Raw genomic sequence first — 16748 nt, 5'->3', positions numbered from 1 at the left:
ACTTGCATGAATTTCGATTATAATACCACCAGGAACGACTTAATCCTTGCCGAATACGGCCGTAATGTACAAAACATGGTAAAGTACATTATTGAACTGCCCGATCGTGAGGAACGTAATAAATATGCCCAGGCAGTGATAGACCTGATGGGTTTCCTGAATCCGCACCTGCGTGATGTGGCGGATTTCAAACACAAACTTTGGGATCATCTGCACATTATATCCGGTTACCAGATCGATGTGGACAGCCCCTATCCTAAACCTACACCTGAAGCGGCGCTGATCAAACCTGATCACATCGGGTATCCGCAGCAAAGGATCAAATACAAGCATTATGGCAAAACCGTGGAGGCGATGATTGAGAAAGCCAAGGCTGTAGATGACCCGGAACGCCGTGCGGAAATGGTGCAGGGCATTGCCAATTTTATGAAAATGTCGTACGTAACCTGGAACAAGGACAGCGTAGCTGACGAGACCATCATCAAAAACCTGCGTGAACTGTCCGGAGGTGAGCTTCAGCTGGGTGAAAATGTTAATCTTCATAAAGTTGAGTTCAAACCAGCTCCGGTCCGCCAGCAAAACAACAACAACAACAACCGCGGAAGAAACAACAACGGTAAAAACAGGCAGAACAACAGCAGTAACAAGCAGCGCAATACCGGAAAACAGAGATACTAACACCAATATTTAATTAGATCCTTATTATTAATATGAATGCATTTGAAATCATTGGTGGAAAAAAACTGAAAGGTGAAATTCATCCCCAGGGGGCAAAAAATGAAGCTTTGCAGATCATCGCTGCCGTTTTATTGACTGACCAGAAAATCACCATCAGTAATATCCCTGACATTAAGGATGTAAACAAACTGATTGAACTGCTTGGCGATATGGGCGTTACGGTTGAACGCCTTTCAAAAGACACTTATTCCTTTGAAGCCAGGAATATTGACCTGAAGTTTTTCCTTTCTGATACCTTTAAGGCAAAAGGGGGTGGCCTAAGGGGATCTATCATGATTGTCGGCCCTCTTTTAGGCCGTTTCGGTACTGCCGCCATTCCTAAACCGGGTGGTGACAAAATAGGAAGAAGAAGACTGGACACCCATTTCTTAGGCTTTGAGAAGCTCGGTGCCAAATTTATATACGACTCCAAAAAGGAGTTTTTTAATGTCGATGCCACCAATTTAAAAGGTACTTATATCCTTCTGGATGAGGCTTCTGTGACGGGTACAGCCAACATTGTCATGGCTGCTGTGCTGGCCAAAGGCATCACCACCATCTATAACGCGGCATGCGAGCCCTACCTGCAGCAGTTGTGCAAAATGCTGAACCGCATGGGCGCTAAGATCTCCGGTATAGGTTCTAACTTACTGACCATTGAAGGAGTAGAAAAACTGGGTGGTACAGAACACAGGATGTTGCCCGATATGATCGAGATCGGTTCTTTCATCGGCCTTGCTGCCATGACAGAATCTGAAATCACCATCAAAAATGTATGTTATGCTGAGCTGGGGATCATCCCGAATGTATTTAGAAAGCTGGGCATCAAGTTTGAACTGCGGGGTGACGACATTTACATTCCTTCTCAAAAACACTATGTGATCGAGTCATTTATCGATGGTTCTATGCTCACTATTGCTGATTCCCCATGGCCGGGCTTCACGCCGGACCTGCTAAGTATCGTGCTTGTGGTGGCTACCCAGGCCAAAGGAAATGTATTGATCCATCAGAAGATGTTTGAGAGCAGGCTGTTTTTTGTTGATAAACTCATCGATATGGGTGCGCAGATTATTCTTTGTGATCCGCACAGGGCTACTGTAAATGGCATCGATAAACAATATAAACTGAGGGGCATCAGCATGACCTCTCCTGACATCCGTGCCGGGGTTTCCTTATTGATTGCAGCATTATCTGCCGAAGGAAAATCCACCATCTTCAATATCGAGCAAATTGAGCGCGGTTATCAGGACATTGACATCCGCCTGCGTGCATTGGGGGCACAGATCAAGCGTGTAGAAGCTTCCGCACCGAGTCATTAACTGAAAATACGAAATAATGATAAAAGAAAAGCCCCGGATCGGGGCTTTCTTTGTTTTAGTAGTGGTTTTTGTCTCGGTTTTTATCTTATATCAGCCTGAAATGGCATTGATGATGTCGTATTGTGTGATGATCTCAATCTTCCCGCTTACATCTTCCACCAATACCGCACTGTTTTCTTTATTGATCAGGGCGGAAATCTTATCGATAGACGTATTCAGATCTACAAAAGGAAATCCGCTGGTCATGATCTCCTCCACTTTTGCTGATTTCAGGGAAGGATTTTCCATCAATGCTTTCAAAATATCTCCTTCAGCAAGTTTGCCGACAACCATCTCTTTCTGGGTAACGGGTATCTGCGAAATATTGAGCATGTGCATGGTATTTATGGCCTCCAGTATTGTCTTTTCGCAGTCAATGGTGACGATTTCTGTGCTGTCCTTTTTGGAAATGATAGCGGCAGCGGTCAATTTTTCATCTTTCAGAAAGCCCCTTTCCCTGAGCCAGTCTTCATTGTACATTTTACCCATATATCTGCTGCCATGATCATGGAAAATGATGACAACCACGTCTTCCGGCTTCAGTTTATCTTTCAGCTGCAACAGGCCGGCAACCGCAGACCCCGCAGAATTGCCTACAAAAATGCCTTCCTTCCGTGCAATCTCACGGGTCATCAGTGCAGCATCTTTATCCGTTACTTTTTCAAAAAGATCTATGACATCAAAATCAACGTTCTTTGGTAAGAAATCCTCTCCGATTCCCTCGGTGATGTAGGGATAGATTTCATTCTTATCCAGAATGCCGGTTTCCTTATATTTCTTGAATACAGATCCGTAAGTATCGATTCCCCACACTTTGATATTGGGGTTTTGTTCCTTTAAATATTTTCCGGTACCCGAGATGGTACCCCCGGTGCCTACCCCTACTACCAGGTGAGTGATCTTTCCTTCGGTTTGTGCCCAGATTTCCGGTCCGGTCTGTTCATAATGCGCCTGTGTATTGGCGAGATTATCATATTGATTGGGTTTCCAGGAATTGGGGACTTCCCTTTCCAGGCGTGAAGAAACCGAATAATAGGAACGCGGATCTTCCGGATTAACATTGGTAGGGCATACGATCACCTCGGCGCCAAATGCCCTTAAAGCGTCCACCTTTTCTTTAGATTGCTTATCAGTTGTTGTGAATATACATTTATAGCCTTTGACAATGGCCGCCATTGCAAGCCCCATACCTGTATTTCCGGAAGTCCCCTCTATAATTGTGCCTCCGGGTTTCAGCTTTCCGCTGCGCTCTGCATCTTCTATCATCTTCACCGCCATGCGGTCTTTGATAGAGTTTCCAGGATTGGTCGTTTCAATCTTGGCGAGTACAGTTGCAGGAATTTCCTTTGTTATACTGTTCAATTTTACCAATGGCGTATTGCCGATGGTCTCCAAAATGTTATTGTACCACATAGACACAAAAATACAAATTGGAGATTGGAATTCTATTTATAATTCAATAATTAAAACATAATATTGAATTTACACCACAAACAAAATAATATTTTATTCTATTATATCAATAGACTTACAAACAATCTATTATATAGGTGTATAAAAAATATTCTAATTCAATTGATAGACCTTCCCTGGTAAAGACACCAGAATCCCCTGCATTTCAAGGCTTAACAAATGCATAGCCAGCTGGCTCTGCGACAATCCGCACTGTATGGACAACTCGTCTATCCGGACAGGGGACATTTTTAACAGTTCAACTATTCTCTGTTCCTCGGCAGATAAGCCGATCGGCATTTGCCGCTGCCCGGCTTTTTTATGTTGCAGAGTCTCTTCCCAGCCGAGGTTATAGATCAGGTCTTTAGCATTGCTGATCAGTCCCGCCCTGTTTGTTCTGATCAGAAAATTACAGCCCTGGGAACTGGTATCTGTTGTTCTCCCTGGAAAAGCGTATACGTCCCTGTTGTAGGAATTTGCAATCTCAGCGGTAATGAGGGCCCCGCCTTTTGCAGCGGCTTCTATGACGATAGTTGCGTCTGAAAGCCCGGCAATAATGCGGTTGCGCTGAGGAAAATTCTCTTTTATAGGAATGGTGTTCAGCGGGAATTCTGTAAGCAGTCCTCCGTTCAGTACCATTTTTTGGGCTATGGGCTGGTGCAGTGGCGGATAAATTCTTTCCAGACCATGCGCCAGGACACCTACAGTAGGAATATTCTGGTGAAGGCTTTCCTTATGGGCTGCCACGTCAATGCCATAGGCCAGACCACTGACTACCAAAACATCGTAAGCTGCTAAGGCCTCACAAAGCTGTTTACACAGCTGCCTGCCATATTCGGTTGCCTTCCGCGTACCCACTATGCTGATGATCCTGGGGTGGTTCAAATCCGCATTCCCTTTATAATACAGCAGGACTGGTGCGTCAAAACAATTTCTAAGCCGGTGCGGATAGGCTTCATCGGTGTAGAAAAGCACCTGAACATTGTGCCTTTCTATAAAACTCAGCTGCTCATCAGCCAGTTTCAGTGCATTAGTTTTTAGGATTTCCCCCGCGATGACATTCCCTATTCCAGGCACTTCCATCAGCGCTGCAGGGCTTGCAGTAAATACGGCCTCGGCAGAACCAAAGTGGTCCAGGAGGTTTTTGGCATGTACATGCCCTACAGAATTGATAAATGTAAGGGCTATTTGGTGTCTGATACTCATAGGCTAAATTATATAAATCCCAGTAAACTGCGTTAATTCGGCAATTGAAATTATTTTACACCACTCATAATCAACACATTAATAATAAACTACAAAAATAGTTTGTAAACTATAAAAATAGTAGTAACTTTAATTAACGTAAATAATTTGGTATACAGAATGAGAGAACTTACAAAAGCAGAAGAGCAGATCATGCTCATTTTATGGGAAATGAAAGAGGGTCTGGTTAAAGATGTAATAGACCGGATGACGCCGCCGAAACCCGCTTACAATACCGTGTCGACTGTGATCAGGGTACTGGAGGGCAAAGGCTTTATTGATCATAAGGCCGTCGGAAATACACACATCTACTTTCCGGTCATCTCCGAGGAACAATATAAGCACTTTGCCTTTGACAAAGTCATGAACAATTATTTTGAAAACTCTTACCAGAGCCTTGTTTCCTTTCTGGTAAAGGAAAAGAATATGGACATGGACGAGCTGGATGAACTGATCAAACTGGCGGAAAAACTTAAAAACAAGGAATCATGAACTGGCTATATTATTTACTGGAAGCCAACCTGTATCTGGCTGTATTTTATGGGTTTTATCGTTTGTTTTTGCACAAAGAAACGTTCTATGAGCTTAACAGATATTACCTCCTGGCTACTTCAGTGCTGGCATTTTTGCTCCCTATGTTCCAGATCAGCTACCTGAACAGCCTGTTCCACCCTGTCCATGACCAGATCCCGGTTACGGTCCGATATTCCGGAGAACTGATACCGGTCGTCAACACAGCCCCGGTTTATTCTTTAGAAGATGTCTTCATTACCTGTTATCTTCTGGTAGCCGCATTCTTCCTTTTTCGCCTGGCTAGCAGTCTCTACGGGATATTCCGAATGGCAGCCAGTGCAGATAAAACACATAAGGACGGCATTGTACAGGTGCATTTCAGCAAGTCAGACACTGCATTTTCATTTTTTAACCTGCTGTTCATCAATCCCGGTACGGACAAACAGCACCTCATTTTACAACACGAAATGATCCATATCCATCAAAAACATAGTCTGGATGTCCTGTTTTTTGAAATCCTGCTGATCTGCAATTGGTTCAACCCCATCTGCTGGCTGATCAGAAAGGATATTAAACTTGTTCACGAATACATCGCCGACGAAGCCACCACCAAACAAGGTCTCGTCAAACATGATTATGCCCTGTTCCTCATCAATAACTCATTCGGATCATCCTCCAACCCGCTCACCAGCCAAATGTTCAACCAATCCATACTAAAAAACAGAATCAGCATGTTAAACCAAAAAAGATCTGCAGGACGGGCCAGGCTCCGGCTCCTGTATGTAATCCCGCTCACCGGAGGGATGCTTTGCGCCTCAACTCTGGGTTTTGCCAAAGACTATGCCTTCGTGGACCTCTATGCCAGGAAAACTCCGTTGGTAATTCCCGTCATGCTTCAGGAACCCAAACAGGAAAAGAAAAAAACCTATCCGATTGAAAGCGTCTATGATGCCGATACAGGAAACGATCGTCCCGTCAAACTGATCGTAATTAACGGCAAGGTATCCAAGGCACAAAATTTCAGTTCTGTTTCCGGCTACGATGAGGTGAAAGAACTGAACAGTAGTGAAGCTGTAGCAAAATATGGAAAACGTGCAAGCAAAGGTGCACTGGAATTTACCGGTAAAAATGCCGGGATTACCATAAAATTCCCGCCACCGAGGCCGGTTAAAAAACAGCGGGTAACCCCTGCACCGGATCAGCAAGCAAAAAAGGTAACTTTCCCACCACCAGTTCCACAAAAACCAAAGACAGCGAAAATCAAGTTTCCGCCGCCAATAGTTACAAAAGATGTTCCTCCACCGCCACCTCCCGTTCCGCCTGCTGATGTAAAACTTGCTCCGCCACCGCCGCCACCTGCGCCGCCTAAAGCAAAAGTCAAATCCACAGCTGTAAAATTTGAGGGTAAGAATACAAAAGAAGAGGTCATTAAAGCGGTAGAAGCTGCAGAGCCGAAAAAAGTTTATAGCTATTCCATAAAGGAAGCGAAGGCTGTAAATGCAGACATGGAAGGGATTAAACAAGTAAGAATCAATGCGAATAAAGATAAAAATGCAACCACGACTTTTAGTTACCAGATCTCTGAGAAGCCTGAAAAGGCAGTTGAAAAAGTGAAATCAGACCAGAAAGAGGTAAAAATCGAGTATGTCGAAAAAGAAAAAGAAGTAATTAAACCTGTTAAAAAAGACTAATAACAAAAACAATTCAATTTACTGAGGAATATACACCACAAATTTAGTTTCAAAAAAGGCTTCTTCAAAGTAAGCTGAAAGCGGATATAGTTCCGCTTTTAGTCGTGATTCAACAATCTCCTCCTTTAAGTCTCCCCCTTTAAGATATAGTATCCCGTTAGCAATCGCATTTTTAGATTCTTTAATAAACTTGCCTTTGATCCAGGGATAGAAATCGATCAGCCTGGTCACCGCTCTTGATACCACGAAATCATACTTATCTGCAATCTGCTCCGCGCGCAAATGACTGGCTTTTACATTTTTAAGTCCTAAAGCAGCGGCCACTTCAGTCACTACTTTAATCTTTTTTCCGATAGAATCAACCAGGTGGAACTCCACCTCCGGAAAAAGAATGGCCAATGGAATACCGGGAAAGCCACCGCCCGTTCCCACATCCAGGATCTTTGTACCCGCTTTGAAACTGCAGAACTTCGCGATTCCCAGAGAATGTAAAATATGGCGCTCATACAACTCATCAATATCCTTCCTGGAGATTACATTGATCTGTGAATTCCAGAAGCTATACAGGTCATACAACTGATCAAACTGTCTGACCTGCTGCTCAGTTAACCCTTCAAAGTATTTTTGTATTAATGCTGACTTTATTTCCACTGTACTTTTTTAACAAATATAGATACTATGCCATTAAACACCAGAAAAATGAACAACAGGATATCCAGCAAGGGAAACCAGATGCTCAACCCCCCATAACTCAGGCGTTTCAGCAGGCGCGGATAAACAAAACACCTGATCATGATGCTCAAAGCAAAGATCCCCAGTGCAATGTACATAGCAGGTTTAAAAAACATCAGGGCAATTAAGAATGCGTAGAACAGAAACTGGAAAACGATCTGGCAGGAAAGGATGAACTTATGTTTGCCCTTGTATAGTTTACCCGCACCAAAATGTCTCTTTTTTTGTCTGAGGTAAGCCCCGAAACTAGTATCTGGTTCACTCCAGACCTGGGTATCTTTGTGAATGCGGATTTCGGTGTTGCGCTTGCCGGCATTGGCATTCACAAAAAGATCATCATCTCCGGATGGAATGTGCATGTGCGCCGCAAAGCCTTTATTTTTGAAAAACACTGATTTTTTGTAGGCCATGTTCCGCCCTACGCCCATATAAGGCATGCCTTTAAGCGCAAATGAAAGGTAGTTGACTGCAGTAAAGAAAGTTTCAAAACGGATCAGCGCATTTAAAATCCCCTTTCTTTTGAGGTACGGTGAATATCCCAGTATAAATTCAGTTTGCTCGTTTGCTGGCTGTTGCATGCCTTTCAGCCAGTTTGCTGATGCGGGCATACAATCTGCATCTGTAAACACAAGCCATTCATATTGAGCCGCCTTGATGCCCATCGTCACTGCAAATTTCTTTCCCGCTATGAATTTCTCCCCATCTGCAATGTTCACGATTTTGAGGTGTTTATACCGTGTTCCGAAATCCTTCAGCACTTCTTCTGTACCATCCCATGACCTGTCATTGACCACTACAACTTCATATGCCGGATAGTCCTGTTCCAATACGACAGAAAGATATTCTCTGAGATTCAGTGCTTCATTGCGCGCGCAAATGACAACACTCAAAGGTCTGGCGGTACCGTTATCGGGTACCTCAATTCTCATCAGCGACAGCCTCAGATGAACAAAAAGGACAAAATATAGCTGTATTAAAAAGCAAAAAATTAAACAGCCCAGCAGGCAATTCTCTATTAGGGTTAGTTCCACGGTGTCATTTAGTAGGGCGCAAATTTCTCATTTTTAATCTGTAATGTCGATTTATGTTGATAAAAAATTTAGCACTTAAATAGCTGGTTTTTTGCTACTTTTGGCCAGATTTTTTGAGGGAGCGCACTATATGAACTTTACTTTAGAGGCAAAAGATATCCATTCCAAAGCCAGGGCGGGAACAATTACCACAGATCACGGCCAGATACAAACACCTATATTCATGCCCGTAGGCACAGCCGGAACGGTTAAAGCCGTACATCAGCGGGAATTAAAGGAAGATATCGAGGCCCGGATCATCCTGGGCAATACCTACCACCTGTACCTCAGACCGGGATTAGATATCCTGGAACGGGCAGGCGGACTGCATAAATTCATTGGCTGGGACGGGCCGATCCTTACCGACAGCGGAGGTTATCAGGTCTATTCTTTAAGTAAAGTGCGCAAGATCAAAGAAGAAGGCGTTACTTTCCACTCCCACATTGACGGGTCAAAACATTTATTTACTCCGGAATATGCCATGGACATCCAGCGCACCATCGGGGCTGATATTATTATGGCTTTTGATGAATGTACACCATATCCATGTGACTATAAATACGCGGCAAACTCCATCAACATGACTCACCGCTGGTTAAAACGCTGTTGTACAAGATTTGACGGAACCGAACCTAAATATGGCTACAACCAAACTCTTTTTCCTATCGTACAGGGTTCTGTTTACAAAGACCTCAGGGTAAAATCCGCAGAATTCATCGCTTCGATGGGTCGCGAGGGCAATGCCATAGGCGGCTTGTCAGTAGGCGAACCCGCCGAAGAGATGTATGGGATGACCGAAGTCGTTTGCGACATACTGCCGGAAGAAAAACCACGTTACCTTATGGGCGTGGGTACACCGGTCAACATCCTGGAAAATATCGCCCTGGGTGTAGATATGTTTGATTGTGTCATGCCTACCAGGAATGCCAGGAACGGGATGCTCTTTACCAGGAATGGTATGATTAACATTACCAATAAAAAGTGGGCTGACGACCTCTCGCCTATTGATGCAGAGAGTGATCTGTTTGCAGACCAGGTTTATTCCAAAGCTTATTTGAGGCATCTGATGCATTCCAAAGAAATGCTGGGCGCACAGATAGCCACCCTGCACAACCTCCACTTTTACTTGTGGCTGGTCAAAGAAGCACGCGAAAAGATCATCAATGGTGAATTTTACGCCTGGAAAAACAAAATGGTGACTATATTAGGCAATAAATTATAAATGAATTTCATCAGGGGCAGGATAAAGATCATCGACTGGTACATCATCAGCAAGTATTTGGGCACGTTCCTGTATACATTGACGCTGTTTGTCATCATCATCATCATATTTGACCTTTCTGAGAAGCTGGACGACTTTCTAAGCGCCAACCTTACTTTTTGGCAGGTCGTCACCCTGTATTACGCAGGATCCATTCCCTTTTATGTAAACATGCTCTCTCCACTGATCAATTTTATTGCGGTAATCTTCTTTACCGCAAAAATGGCTGACCAGACGGAAATTGTACCCATTTTGAGCGGCGGTGTAAGCTTCAATAGGTTTCTGATGCCCTATTTCGTATCAGCGTTTATTATTTTTGTCGTCAACCTTGCCTCCAATCTTTACATCCTGCCTTATACCAATCAGCTGAAAAACAGCTTTGAAAACAGCTATGTAAAGAAAAATACTTCTCCCAGCAAAAGGGACATCCATATGAAGCTGGACGAAAAGACCTATATCTATATGGATTATTTTGACAACAAGACCAAGGTCGGGACAAAGTTTACCCTCGACAACTTTAAGGGTGATGAACTCACTAAAAAGCTGGTCGCAGATGAAATCAAATGGGATTCTCTAAAACGGACCTGGAAGATTACCAATTACTCCATCAGGTATGTGAACGGGCTGAAAGAGACGATGGTAAATGGTACCGGCAAAACCAAGGACACCATCCTGGACATGCGTCCTGATGACTTCTCTGCGTATGATAATATATTTGAGAACATGAGCAACAAGTTATTGTCTGAAAAGATCCGTAAGGAAAAGATCAGGGGTACAGGTATTATGAACGACCTTCTTTTTGAGCAATATAAGCGTTATTTACACCCTCTGTCTGCCTTTGTACTCACACTGATCGGTGTTGCGCTGTCCTCAAGGAAGGTACGCGGAGGTGTCGGTTTACCGCTTGGGATAGGTATACTACTGAGTTTTGGCTATATCGTATTTAATCAATTTGCCAAGATGTTCTCCTTAAGGGGGGGTGCATCTCCTTTTTTTGCTGTTATTGCACCGACACTTTTCTTTGGTCTTTTGGGCTTATATTTGCTCAAAAAAGCGCCAAAATAAATGAGCAACAGCCAGCCCTCAATCAATAAAAACCTGCTGATCTTACATTTTACAGTTTTTATATGGGGCTTTACAGGCATTCTGGGCGCACTTATTTCCATCAACGCTGTACAAATGGTCTGGTATCGTGTGATGATCGCGGGAATCACTTTATTTGCCTATTTCCTGTTTACCAAAACCAGCCTTAGAATCAGCAAAAAGCAATTTCTGCAGTTCTTCTTTACCGGAGGTATAGTTGCGCTGCACTGGATCCTCTTCTTTCACGCCATCAAGGTTTCAACTGTTTCAGTGACACTGGTATGCCTGTCCTCATTCACACTTTTCACCGCAATACTTGAACCGCTGATCAAAAAACAGCGCATCCTGATACCAGATGTACTCATCGGGCTGGTCATTATTCTGGGCATTTATCTCATCTTTAAATTCGAATCGCAGTATACCCTGGGTATTATTTTCGGACTCACGTCGGCACTTGCCTCCAGTTTATTTGCCACGATAAACTCTACCTTAGTCCAAAAAAGCGACCCGAAGATCATTGGATTTTACGAGATTACCGGAGCTTTTATCTGGATCACCGGCTATCGTTTTCTGGATCATGACCTCATGAATGAGACATTTAATCTTAGTCTGAAAGACTGGATTTACCTGGGCGTTCTCGGTACCATATGTACTGCTCTTGCCTACGTTGCCGGCGTCTCTGTGATGCGTACTTTGTCGGCATTCCGGGTGGCGCTCATCACCAATCTTGAGCCGGTATACGGCATCCTTCTGGCCTTCATTTTCTTCGGCACTAAAGAGGCAATGTCCGCTGGATTTTATATCGGTACTGCCCTGATTTTAGGTGCTGTTTTTCTGTATCCGATCTACAAAAAAAGAAAGAATTTACAGTAGTACTGCCGCTCTTTTTTAGCAGGGCAGGGGAGAGAATTTCCATTAAAAACAGCAGAAAATCCAGCGAAAAAAAATAGTTGATCTGCATACACTTTAAAAAAAACAGCCTAATTTTTTTCTTTATTTTGAACATAAATAGTGTATCTTAATAGCAGATTAATAGGCCTGACCTGCTTATAATCACCCGAGAAATAAAAACCGAAACTTAGCTATTAAAAAAGCCAAAAAACAAGCACTAAAAGTTCTTTACATTATTTACATAAAAAATTAAAAATCAATTATTTATATGCAATTATTTAAATTACAAAAAAATATAAATTACACTTTATCAGGCAAGCAATACTAATTATTTTAGCATATTCCCGTAATGGCATTTTTAAAACATAATAATAAACTGTTATTCAGCATTTTAACAACAATAAACTTAAGTTTAATTTCACATATAGCTTTTTCACAGATTTTTAGTACCGGACAAAATCCACTTAGTGTAAAATGGCGTCAGATCGAGTCAGCCGGATTCCGTCTGATCTATCCGGACGAAATGGAAAAAGAGGCGCAAAGAATGGCAAATACCCTGCCCCTCATTTACCCCCATGCAGGCAGTAGTTTAAGCATCCGGAAAACCAGCATTCCGATCGTACTCCAAAACCGCGGAGTAGTGGCCAACGGGTTCGTCCAGCTGGCCCCGAAAAAGTCGGAATTCTACACCACCCCACCCCAGCAATTTGACAGTCAGGACTGGCTCAACAATCTCGCTGTTCACGAGCTCCGGCACGTCGCCCAGTTTGACAAGCTGACCGGCGGAAAAGCCCATCCTTTTCCGGAAGATATTTACTTCGCCTGGTTCGGGATAAGCATCCCGATCTGGTTCTTTGAAGGCGATGCGGTCAGTATCGAAACAGCACTGACAAACTCAGGCCGCGGAAGACAGCCTTCATGGATCATGCCGTACCGGGCCAGCTTGCTTGATGGCAAAAAAATCCCGTACTCCAAAGCCTATTTCGGATCTGACAAAGATGTCACACCAGGCTACTACCAGCTCGGCTACCTGATGGCTTCCGGTATCCGCAGCCAGTATGGAAAAAATATCTTCGACAGCGTGCTGACCGACATCCGGAAAAGGCCACTCAGACTTTACCCTTTTTCGAACAGTCTGAAAAAATATACTGGTTCCGGAACGAAAGCATGGTTTGATAAAACAACAGCCCTCCTCAAAAAGGAGTGGATGCAGCAGGACCAAAACACAACGTCTCAATCCTACCCTGTCCTTAACAAGAAAGCAAACATTGCCACCAGCTACTTTCTGCCGGTCAGGCTTGCTGACGGCCGGATCCTTGCCCTAAAGCAAAGCAAAGCGGAGACAGATCATTTTGTGATCATCGACAGCAACAAGAATGAGCGTCGCCTTTGCGGCATCGCAGAACAGGAACAACCATGGTTCAGTTATGCAGGGAATACCATTGTATGGGACGAGACCAGGTACGACCCCAGATACAAGCAAAGAAGCTACAGCGTAATCTGCTCTTACGACCTGAAAACCCGGAAGACAAAAAAGCTGACCGGCAGGAGCCGCCTCTTTTCCCCTTCCCTGTCCGCAGATGAAAAAAAGATCGTTGCTGTAAAATTTGACCTGAGCAACAAATGTAACCTGGTAGAGCTCGACGCCGGAACTGGAAAAATAATAAATACGATCCCCAACCCGGAAAACCTGATCCTTCAGACCCCTGCCTATGATCCCAGCGGCAGCCACATCACCTACATCAGCGTTAGCGAACAGGGCAAGGCGCTGTGGACAACCGAGAGAACGGACAGTATCCGACAGCTGATCGCGGAAAGCCGGCAGCAACTGAGCAGGCCTGTTTATTTTCAGCAGGGAATAGCTTTTAATGCCCACTACAACGGAATTGACAACATTTACCATATCGACACCGTCTCCAAAAAGATAAGCGCCCTGAGCGCCTCTAAATACGGCGCGCAGAATATCAGTCCGAATGCCGGAACGGGCCAGCAGTCATTCCTGTTCAGCAATTACGGTGTTAACGGTTATGAAATTGCTGAAACCAAAACGGATAAACAGAATCCTGAGGGGTTCACGGCGGCACCTGGATATCCGGGGAATTTTGTATATTTTGGTGCCGCAGCAGAAACACAGGAAAACACAGGCAGCGTGTTCAGCAATATTCCCGACAGCAGCTATGCCTCCAAACCCTACCGTACTTTTGGCAACCTGTTCAATCTGCACAGCGTCATCCCGGTTATAGAAAACGAGTACAGGGGCGGAATACAGTTCCGGTCCAATAACCTGCTCAACACCTTCGACCTTTTTGCCGGGGCCGACTACTACCGTGACCTCAACCGTTTTGAATACAACGCCGGCGTCTCCTACAAAGCCCTCTACCCGATCCTTAGGGCCACTTACAGAAACAGGCCCCGCCGCACATTTTACAACAGCAAGACAGGCATACAGCAGGGCGACTGGCGTGAAAATAACATACAGCTGCAGGCCTCGGTTCCATTGAGCATCAACGCCCTCAACCATTCCTACAACTTTTCATTCAATACCCTGACCAGTTATACCCAGCGGTACGATGCAGAGAACCTTCCATCCAATTTCATCAAAACGGTGATCTTTCCCATGGAATACAATATGACCTTTACCCATACCACGAGGCTTGCACAGAGAGATATCGCCCCGCGATGGGCACAGACACTGAGATTTGTCTACGTGCACCAGCCATTTGACAGCCAGCTGGGCGGCCGCCTCTTTGCTGCCGAGGGGTTCCTTTATTTTCCGGGCCTGGCTAGAAATCATTCCTTCCTGGCCAACTTCAATTACCAGACCGCAACAGGAATCCGAAGGTTTGATCAGGAGATCAACACGGTCTACGGCTACAATAACATCAAAGCAAAAAGCGGACTAAACAACACCCTGTTGTTCAATTACCGCTTTCCCTTTGCATTTCCGGATGCTGAGCTGGGACCGGTTGCTTATATCAGAAACCTGAGGGCCAGCCTGTTTTGCCACTATGAAAACATCGGTACAGAAACAAACCTCGCAGAACCTAAAACCTTTGGTTTTGAATTGCGCAGCAGCATGCACTTGCTCCGTTACATGCCATTGGTAGATGTCGGCGGAAGATTTGTTTTTGTAAACAAAGTGTACAACCAAAATCCTATATTAGAATTAATTTTCAATTACAGCTTTTAAAGAAATCAGCCAATCCAATTAAGAAACGAGTCAATCCAAAAACTAACCTCTGGTAAACATGAGCGCAAAAACCATTTTCATTATCATATTTACAGTACTGATCACCATTTTCCTGATGGTCAATACAGATCCTGTATCCTTTGACTTTATTTTTGTAAAGAAGGATATTTCCAAATTGGTGATCGTCGGTGTATGTACCCTTGTGGGATTTATACTTGGCTTTCTGGCCGGCCGGCCCCGCACTACAGTAAGCACGTATGACAAAAACGGTCCCCGGGATTACCCTGAGGACCGTCAAAAAGATTACAGCCCTAAAAATGAGCTGAGTGATGAAGACCGAGACTACATCAGGTAACGGTTCAGGCTGAATTAATCTAAAGCTTGTTTAATATCACCGAGGATATCATCGATGTGTTCCAGGCCGATAGACAACCGCACAGTACCTTGCTCTATTCCTACTTCCAATCGTTGTTCCTCAGTCAATTTTGAATGTGTGCTCGTGGCCGGGTGCGTGGCAATAGATCTGGTGTCTCCCAGATTCGCGGAGATCGAAAACATTTTCAGTTTGTCCATAAAGCTGCTTGCCGCAGCAACACCCCCTTCAATAACTAGTGTAACAATACCGCCACCCTGTTTCATCTGCTTTTTAGCGATGGCATATTGCGGATGTGAAGGCAGAAAAGGATACATCACACGCTTGATCTTTGCATGACCCTCTAAAAACTCAGCGACTTTCAGCGCATTTTCGCAATGTCTGTCCATACGCACGGCAAGTGTCTCCAGGCTTTTGGACAACAACCAGGCATTAAACGGTGACATCGCCGGTCCGCTGTGTCTTGCAAAACCCTCTATTTCTTTCATCAATACAGCTGAACCTAAAATGATCCCGCCCAGTGTACGTCCTTGTCCGTCGATGAACTTGGTAGCTGAATGGATAGAAATATCTGCGCCCAGCTTTATTGGCTGCTGAAGGTAAGGTGTCGCGAAGCAATTGTCAATGACCAGCAGCACATTGTGCCTTTTAGCCAGCTTACCCAGCCACTCCAGGTCAATAATATCAATTCCCGGATTGGAAGGAGTCTCCACAAAGATGATTTTCGTATTTTCCTTAATGCCATTTTCCCACTGGTCCGGTTTATCCAGGTCAGCGTAGTCGTATGTAATGCCCCATTTGGCAAAAATATTGTTGAGCAGCTGGTGCGTAGAACCAAATACAGAACGGCTCGACAACACATGGTCTCCCGATTTCAGGAAAGTTGCAAAAGTAGTGAAGATCGCAGCCATTCCGCTTGCGGTAGCCCAGCCTGTTTCCGCACCCTCCAAAACCGCCATCTTTTCGATCAGCTCGTCAGTATTCGGATTGGCATAGCGGCTGTACACATTGCCTTCTTTTTCATTGGCAAACAGGGCCCGCATTTCTTCAGCATCGTCAAATTTGTAACTTGAGGTAAGGTACAAGGGCACAGAATGCTCTTTATAATGGCTTCTTTCGGCCTGTAAACGGATGGCCAGGGTTTCAAAATTCTCTTCCTGCATTTTATTTTG

General features: G+C 44.3%; 14 protein-coding genes. 9 read left to right on the top strand and 5 right to left on the bottom strand.

What is annotated here, in order from left to right; genetic code table 11:
• Positions 1 to 6 precede the first annotated feature (6 nt).
• Both QEP08_RS08440 and murA read left to right on the top strand, forming a co-directional pair.
• Positions 7 to 678 carry a DUF4290 domain-containing protein gene (locus QEP08_RS08440; protein ID WP_285057286.1) on the top strand — a complete coding sequence of 224 codons (672 nt, stop codon included), beginning with the start codon at positions 7 to 9 and terminating at the stop codon, positions 676 to 678.
• Positions 679 to 710: 32 nt separating this feature from the next.
• Positions 711 to 2036 (top strand): UDP-N-acetylglucosamine 1-carboxyvinyltransferase, encoded by a 1326-nt coding sequence (gene murA / locus QEP08_RS08435; protein WP_285057285.1) that lies wholly within the window; start codon positions 711 to 713, stop codon positions 2034 to 2036.
• Positions 2037 to 2126: 90 nt separating this feature from the next.
• Here the strand turns inward: murA and QEP08_RS08430 are convergent, their stop codons facing one another.
• Both QEP08_RS08430 and dprA read right to left on the bottom strand, forming a co-directional pair.
• Positions 2127 to 3488, bottom strand: a complete 1362-nt coding sequence (locus QEP08_RS08430) for a pyridoxal-phosphate dependent enzyme (protein ID WP_285057284.1) — start codon at positions 3486 to 3488, stop codon at positions 2127 to 2129.
• A 153-nt stretch (positions 3489 to 3641) separates the two neighbouring features.
• Positions 3642 to 4733 carry a DNA-processing protein DprA gene (dprA, locus tag QEP08_RS08425; RefSeq protein ID WP_285057283.1) on the bottom strand — a complete coding sequence of 364 codons (1092 nt, stop codon included), beginning with the start codon at positions 4731 to 4733 and terminating at the stop codon, positions 3642 to 3644.
• A gap of 159 nt (positions 4734 to 4892) precedes the next feature.
• Between dprA and QEP08_RS08420 the strand changes: the two genes are divergently transcribed.
• Positions 4893 to 5264, top strand: a complete 372-nt coding sequence (locus QEP08_RS08420; protein ID WP_285057282.1) for a BlaI/MecI/CopY family transcriptional regulator — start codon at positions 4893 to 4895, stop codon at positions 5262 to 5264.
• Positions 5261 to 6976, top strand: a complete 1716-nt coding sequence (locus QEP08_RS08415) for a M56 family metallopeptidase (protein WP_285057281.1) — start codon at positions 5261 to 5263, stop codon at positions 6974 to 6976. Before QEP08_RS08420 ends, QEP08_RS08415 begins: the two co-directional genes overlap by 4 nt.
• Before the next feature lie 18 nt (positions 6977 to 6994).
• On the opposite strand, the gene rsmG is transcribed toward QEP08_RS08415, so the two are convergent.
• The gene (gene rsmG / locus QEP08_RS08410) at positions 6995 to 7627 is read right to left on the bottom strand and encodes a 16S rRNA (guanine(527)-N(7))-methyltransferase RsmG (RefSeq protein WP_285057280.1); all 633 of its coding nucleotides are present in this window, start codon (positions 7625 to 7627) and stop codon (positions 6995 to 6997) included.
• Positions 7618 to 8637: a glycosyltransferase gene (locus QEP08_RS08405; protein WP_285057279.1), complete on the bottom strand. Its 1020-nt coding sequence runs from the start codon at positions 8635 to 8637 to the stop codon at positions 7618 to 7620. Before QEP08_RS08405 ends, rsmG begins: the two co-directional genes overlap by 10 nt.
• A gap of 232 nt (positions 8638 to 8869) precedes the next feature.
• Between QEP08_RS08405 and tgt the strand changes: the two genes are divergently transcribed.
• From tgt to QEP08_RS08380, 5 genes are all read left to right on the top strand, one after another.
• Positions 8870 to 10000, top strand: coding sequence for a tRNA guanosine(34) transglycosylase Tgt (gene tgt / locus QEP08_RS08400; protein WP_285057278.1), 1131 nt, complete (start codon positions 8870 to 8872; stop codon positions 9998 to 10000).
• On the top strand, positions 10001 to 11104 hold the full coding sequence (locus tag QEP08_RS08395; protein ID WP_285057277.1) for an LptF/LptG family permease: 1104 nt from the start codon (positions 10001 to 10003) through the stop codon (positions 11102 to 11104).
• On the top strand, positions 11105 to 11995 hold the full coding sequence (locus tag QEP08_RS08390) for a DMT family transporter (RefSeq protein ID WP_285057276.1): 891 nt from the start codon (positions 11105 to 11107) through the stop codon (positions 11993 to 11995).
• A 541-nt stretch (positions 11996 to 12536) separates the two neighbouring features.
• Positions 12537 to 15203, top strand: a complete 2667-nt coding sequence (locus QEP08_RS08385; RefSeq protein ID WP_285057275.1) for a TolB-like translocation protein — start codon at positions 12537 to 12539, stop codon at positions 15201 to 15203.
• 58 nt (positions 15204 to 15261) lie between these two features.
• Positions 15262 to 15558: a LapA family protein gene (locus QEP08_RS08380; protein ID WP_285057274.1), complete on the top strand. Its 297-nt coding sequence runs from the start codon at positions 15262 to 15264 to the stop codon at positions 15556 to 15558.
• A 14-nt stretch (positions 15559 to 15572) separates the two neighbouring features.
• Here the strand turns inward: QEP08_RS08380 and QEP08_RS08375 are convergent, their stop codons facing one another.
• Positions 15573 to 16739, bottom strand: coding sequence for a trans-sulfuration enzyme family protein (locus QEP08_RS08375; protein WP_285058349.1), 1167 nt, complete (start codon positions 16737 to 16739; stop codon positions 15573 to 15575).
• Positions 16740 to 16748 lie beyond the last annotated feature (9 nt).

The organism is Pedobacter ginsengisoli (genome assembly GCF_030244015.1).
In the GTDB taxonomy this organism is placed as follows: domain Bacteria; phylum Bacteroidota; class Bacteroidia; order Sphingobacteriales; family Sphingobacteriaceae; genus Pedobacter; species Pedobacter ginsengisoli.
The sequence above is the reverse complement of the archived record's forward strand: the minus strand, read 5'-3'. Positions and strand labels throughout refer to the sequence as shown.

What these genes read in the sequence shown, in the direction of transcription:
- QEP08_RS08415 (WP_285057281.1), top strand. Translation starts at nt 5,261, where the DNA reads ATGAACTGGCTATATTATTTACTGGAAGCCAACCTGTATCTGGCTGTA.
- murA (WP_285057285.1), top strand. Translation starts at nt 711, where the DNA reads ATGAATGCATTTGAAATCATTGGTGGAAAAAAACTGAAAGGTGAAATT.
- QEP08_RS08405 (WP_285057279.1), bottom strand. Translation starts at nt 8,637, where the DNA reads ATGAGAATTGAGGTACCCGATAACGGTACCGCCAGACCTTTGAGTGTT.
- tgt (WP_285057278.1), top strand. Translation starts at nt 8,870, where the DNA reads ATGAACTTTACTTTAGAGGCAAAAGATATCCATTCCAAAGCCAGGGCG.
- QEP08_RS08375 (WP_285058349.1), bottom strand. Translation starts at nt 16,739, where the DNA reads ATGCAGGAAGAGAATTTTGAAACCCTGGCCATCCGTTTACAGGCCGAA.
- dprA (WP_285057283.1), bottom strand. Translation starts at nt 4,733, where the DNA reads ATGAGTATCAGACACCAAATAGCCCTTACATTTATCAATTCTGTAGGG.
- QEP08_RS08440 (WP_285057286.1), top strand. Translation starts at nt 7, where the DNA reads ATGAATTTCGATTATAATACCACCAGGAACGACTTAATCCTTGCCGAA.
- QEP08_RS08430 (WP_285057284.1), bottom strand. Translation starts at nt 3,488, where the DNA reads ATGTGGTACAATAACATTTTGGAGACCATCGGCAATACGCCATTGGTA.
- QEP08_RS08395 (WP_285057277.1), top strand. Translation starts at nt 10,001, where the DNA reads ATGAATTTCATCAGGGGCAGGATAAAGATCATCGACTGGTACATCATC.
- QEP08_RS08420 (WP_285057282.1), top strand. Translation starts at nt 4,893, where the DNA reads ATGAGAGAACTTACAAAAGCAGAAGAGCAGATCATGCTCATTTTATGG.
- QEP08_RS08380 (WP_285057274.1), top strand. Translation starts at nt 15,262, where the DNA reads ATGAGCGCAAAAACCATTTTCATTATCATATTTACAGTACTGATCACC.
- QEP08_RS08385 (WP_285057275.1), top strand. Translation starts at nt 12,537, where the DNA reads ATGGAAAAAGAGGCGCAAAGAATGGCAAATACCCTGCCCCTCATTTAC.
- QEP08_RS08390 (WP_285057276.1), top strand. Translation starts at nt 11,105, where the DNA reads ATGAGCAACAGCCAGCCCTCAATCAATAAAAACCTGCTGATCTTACAT.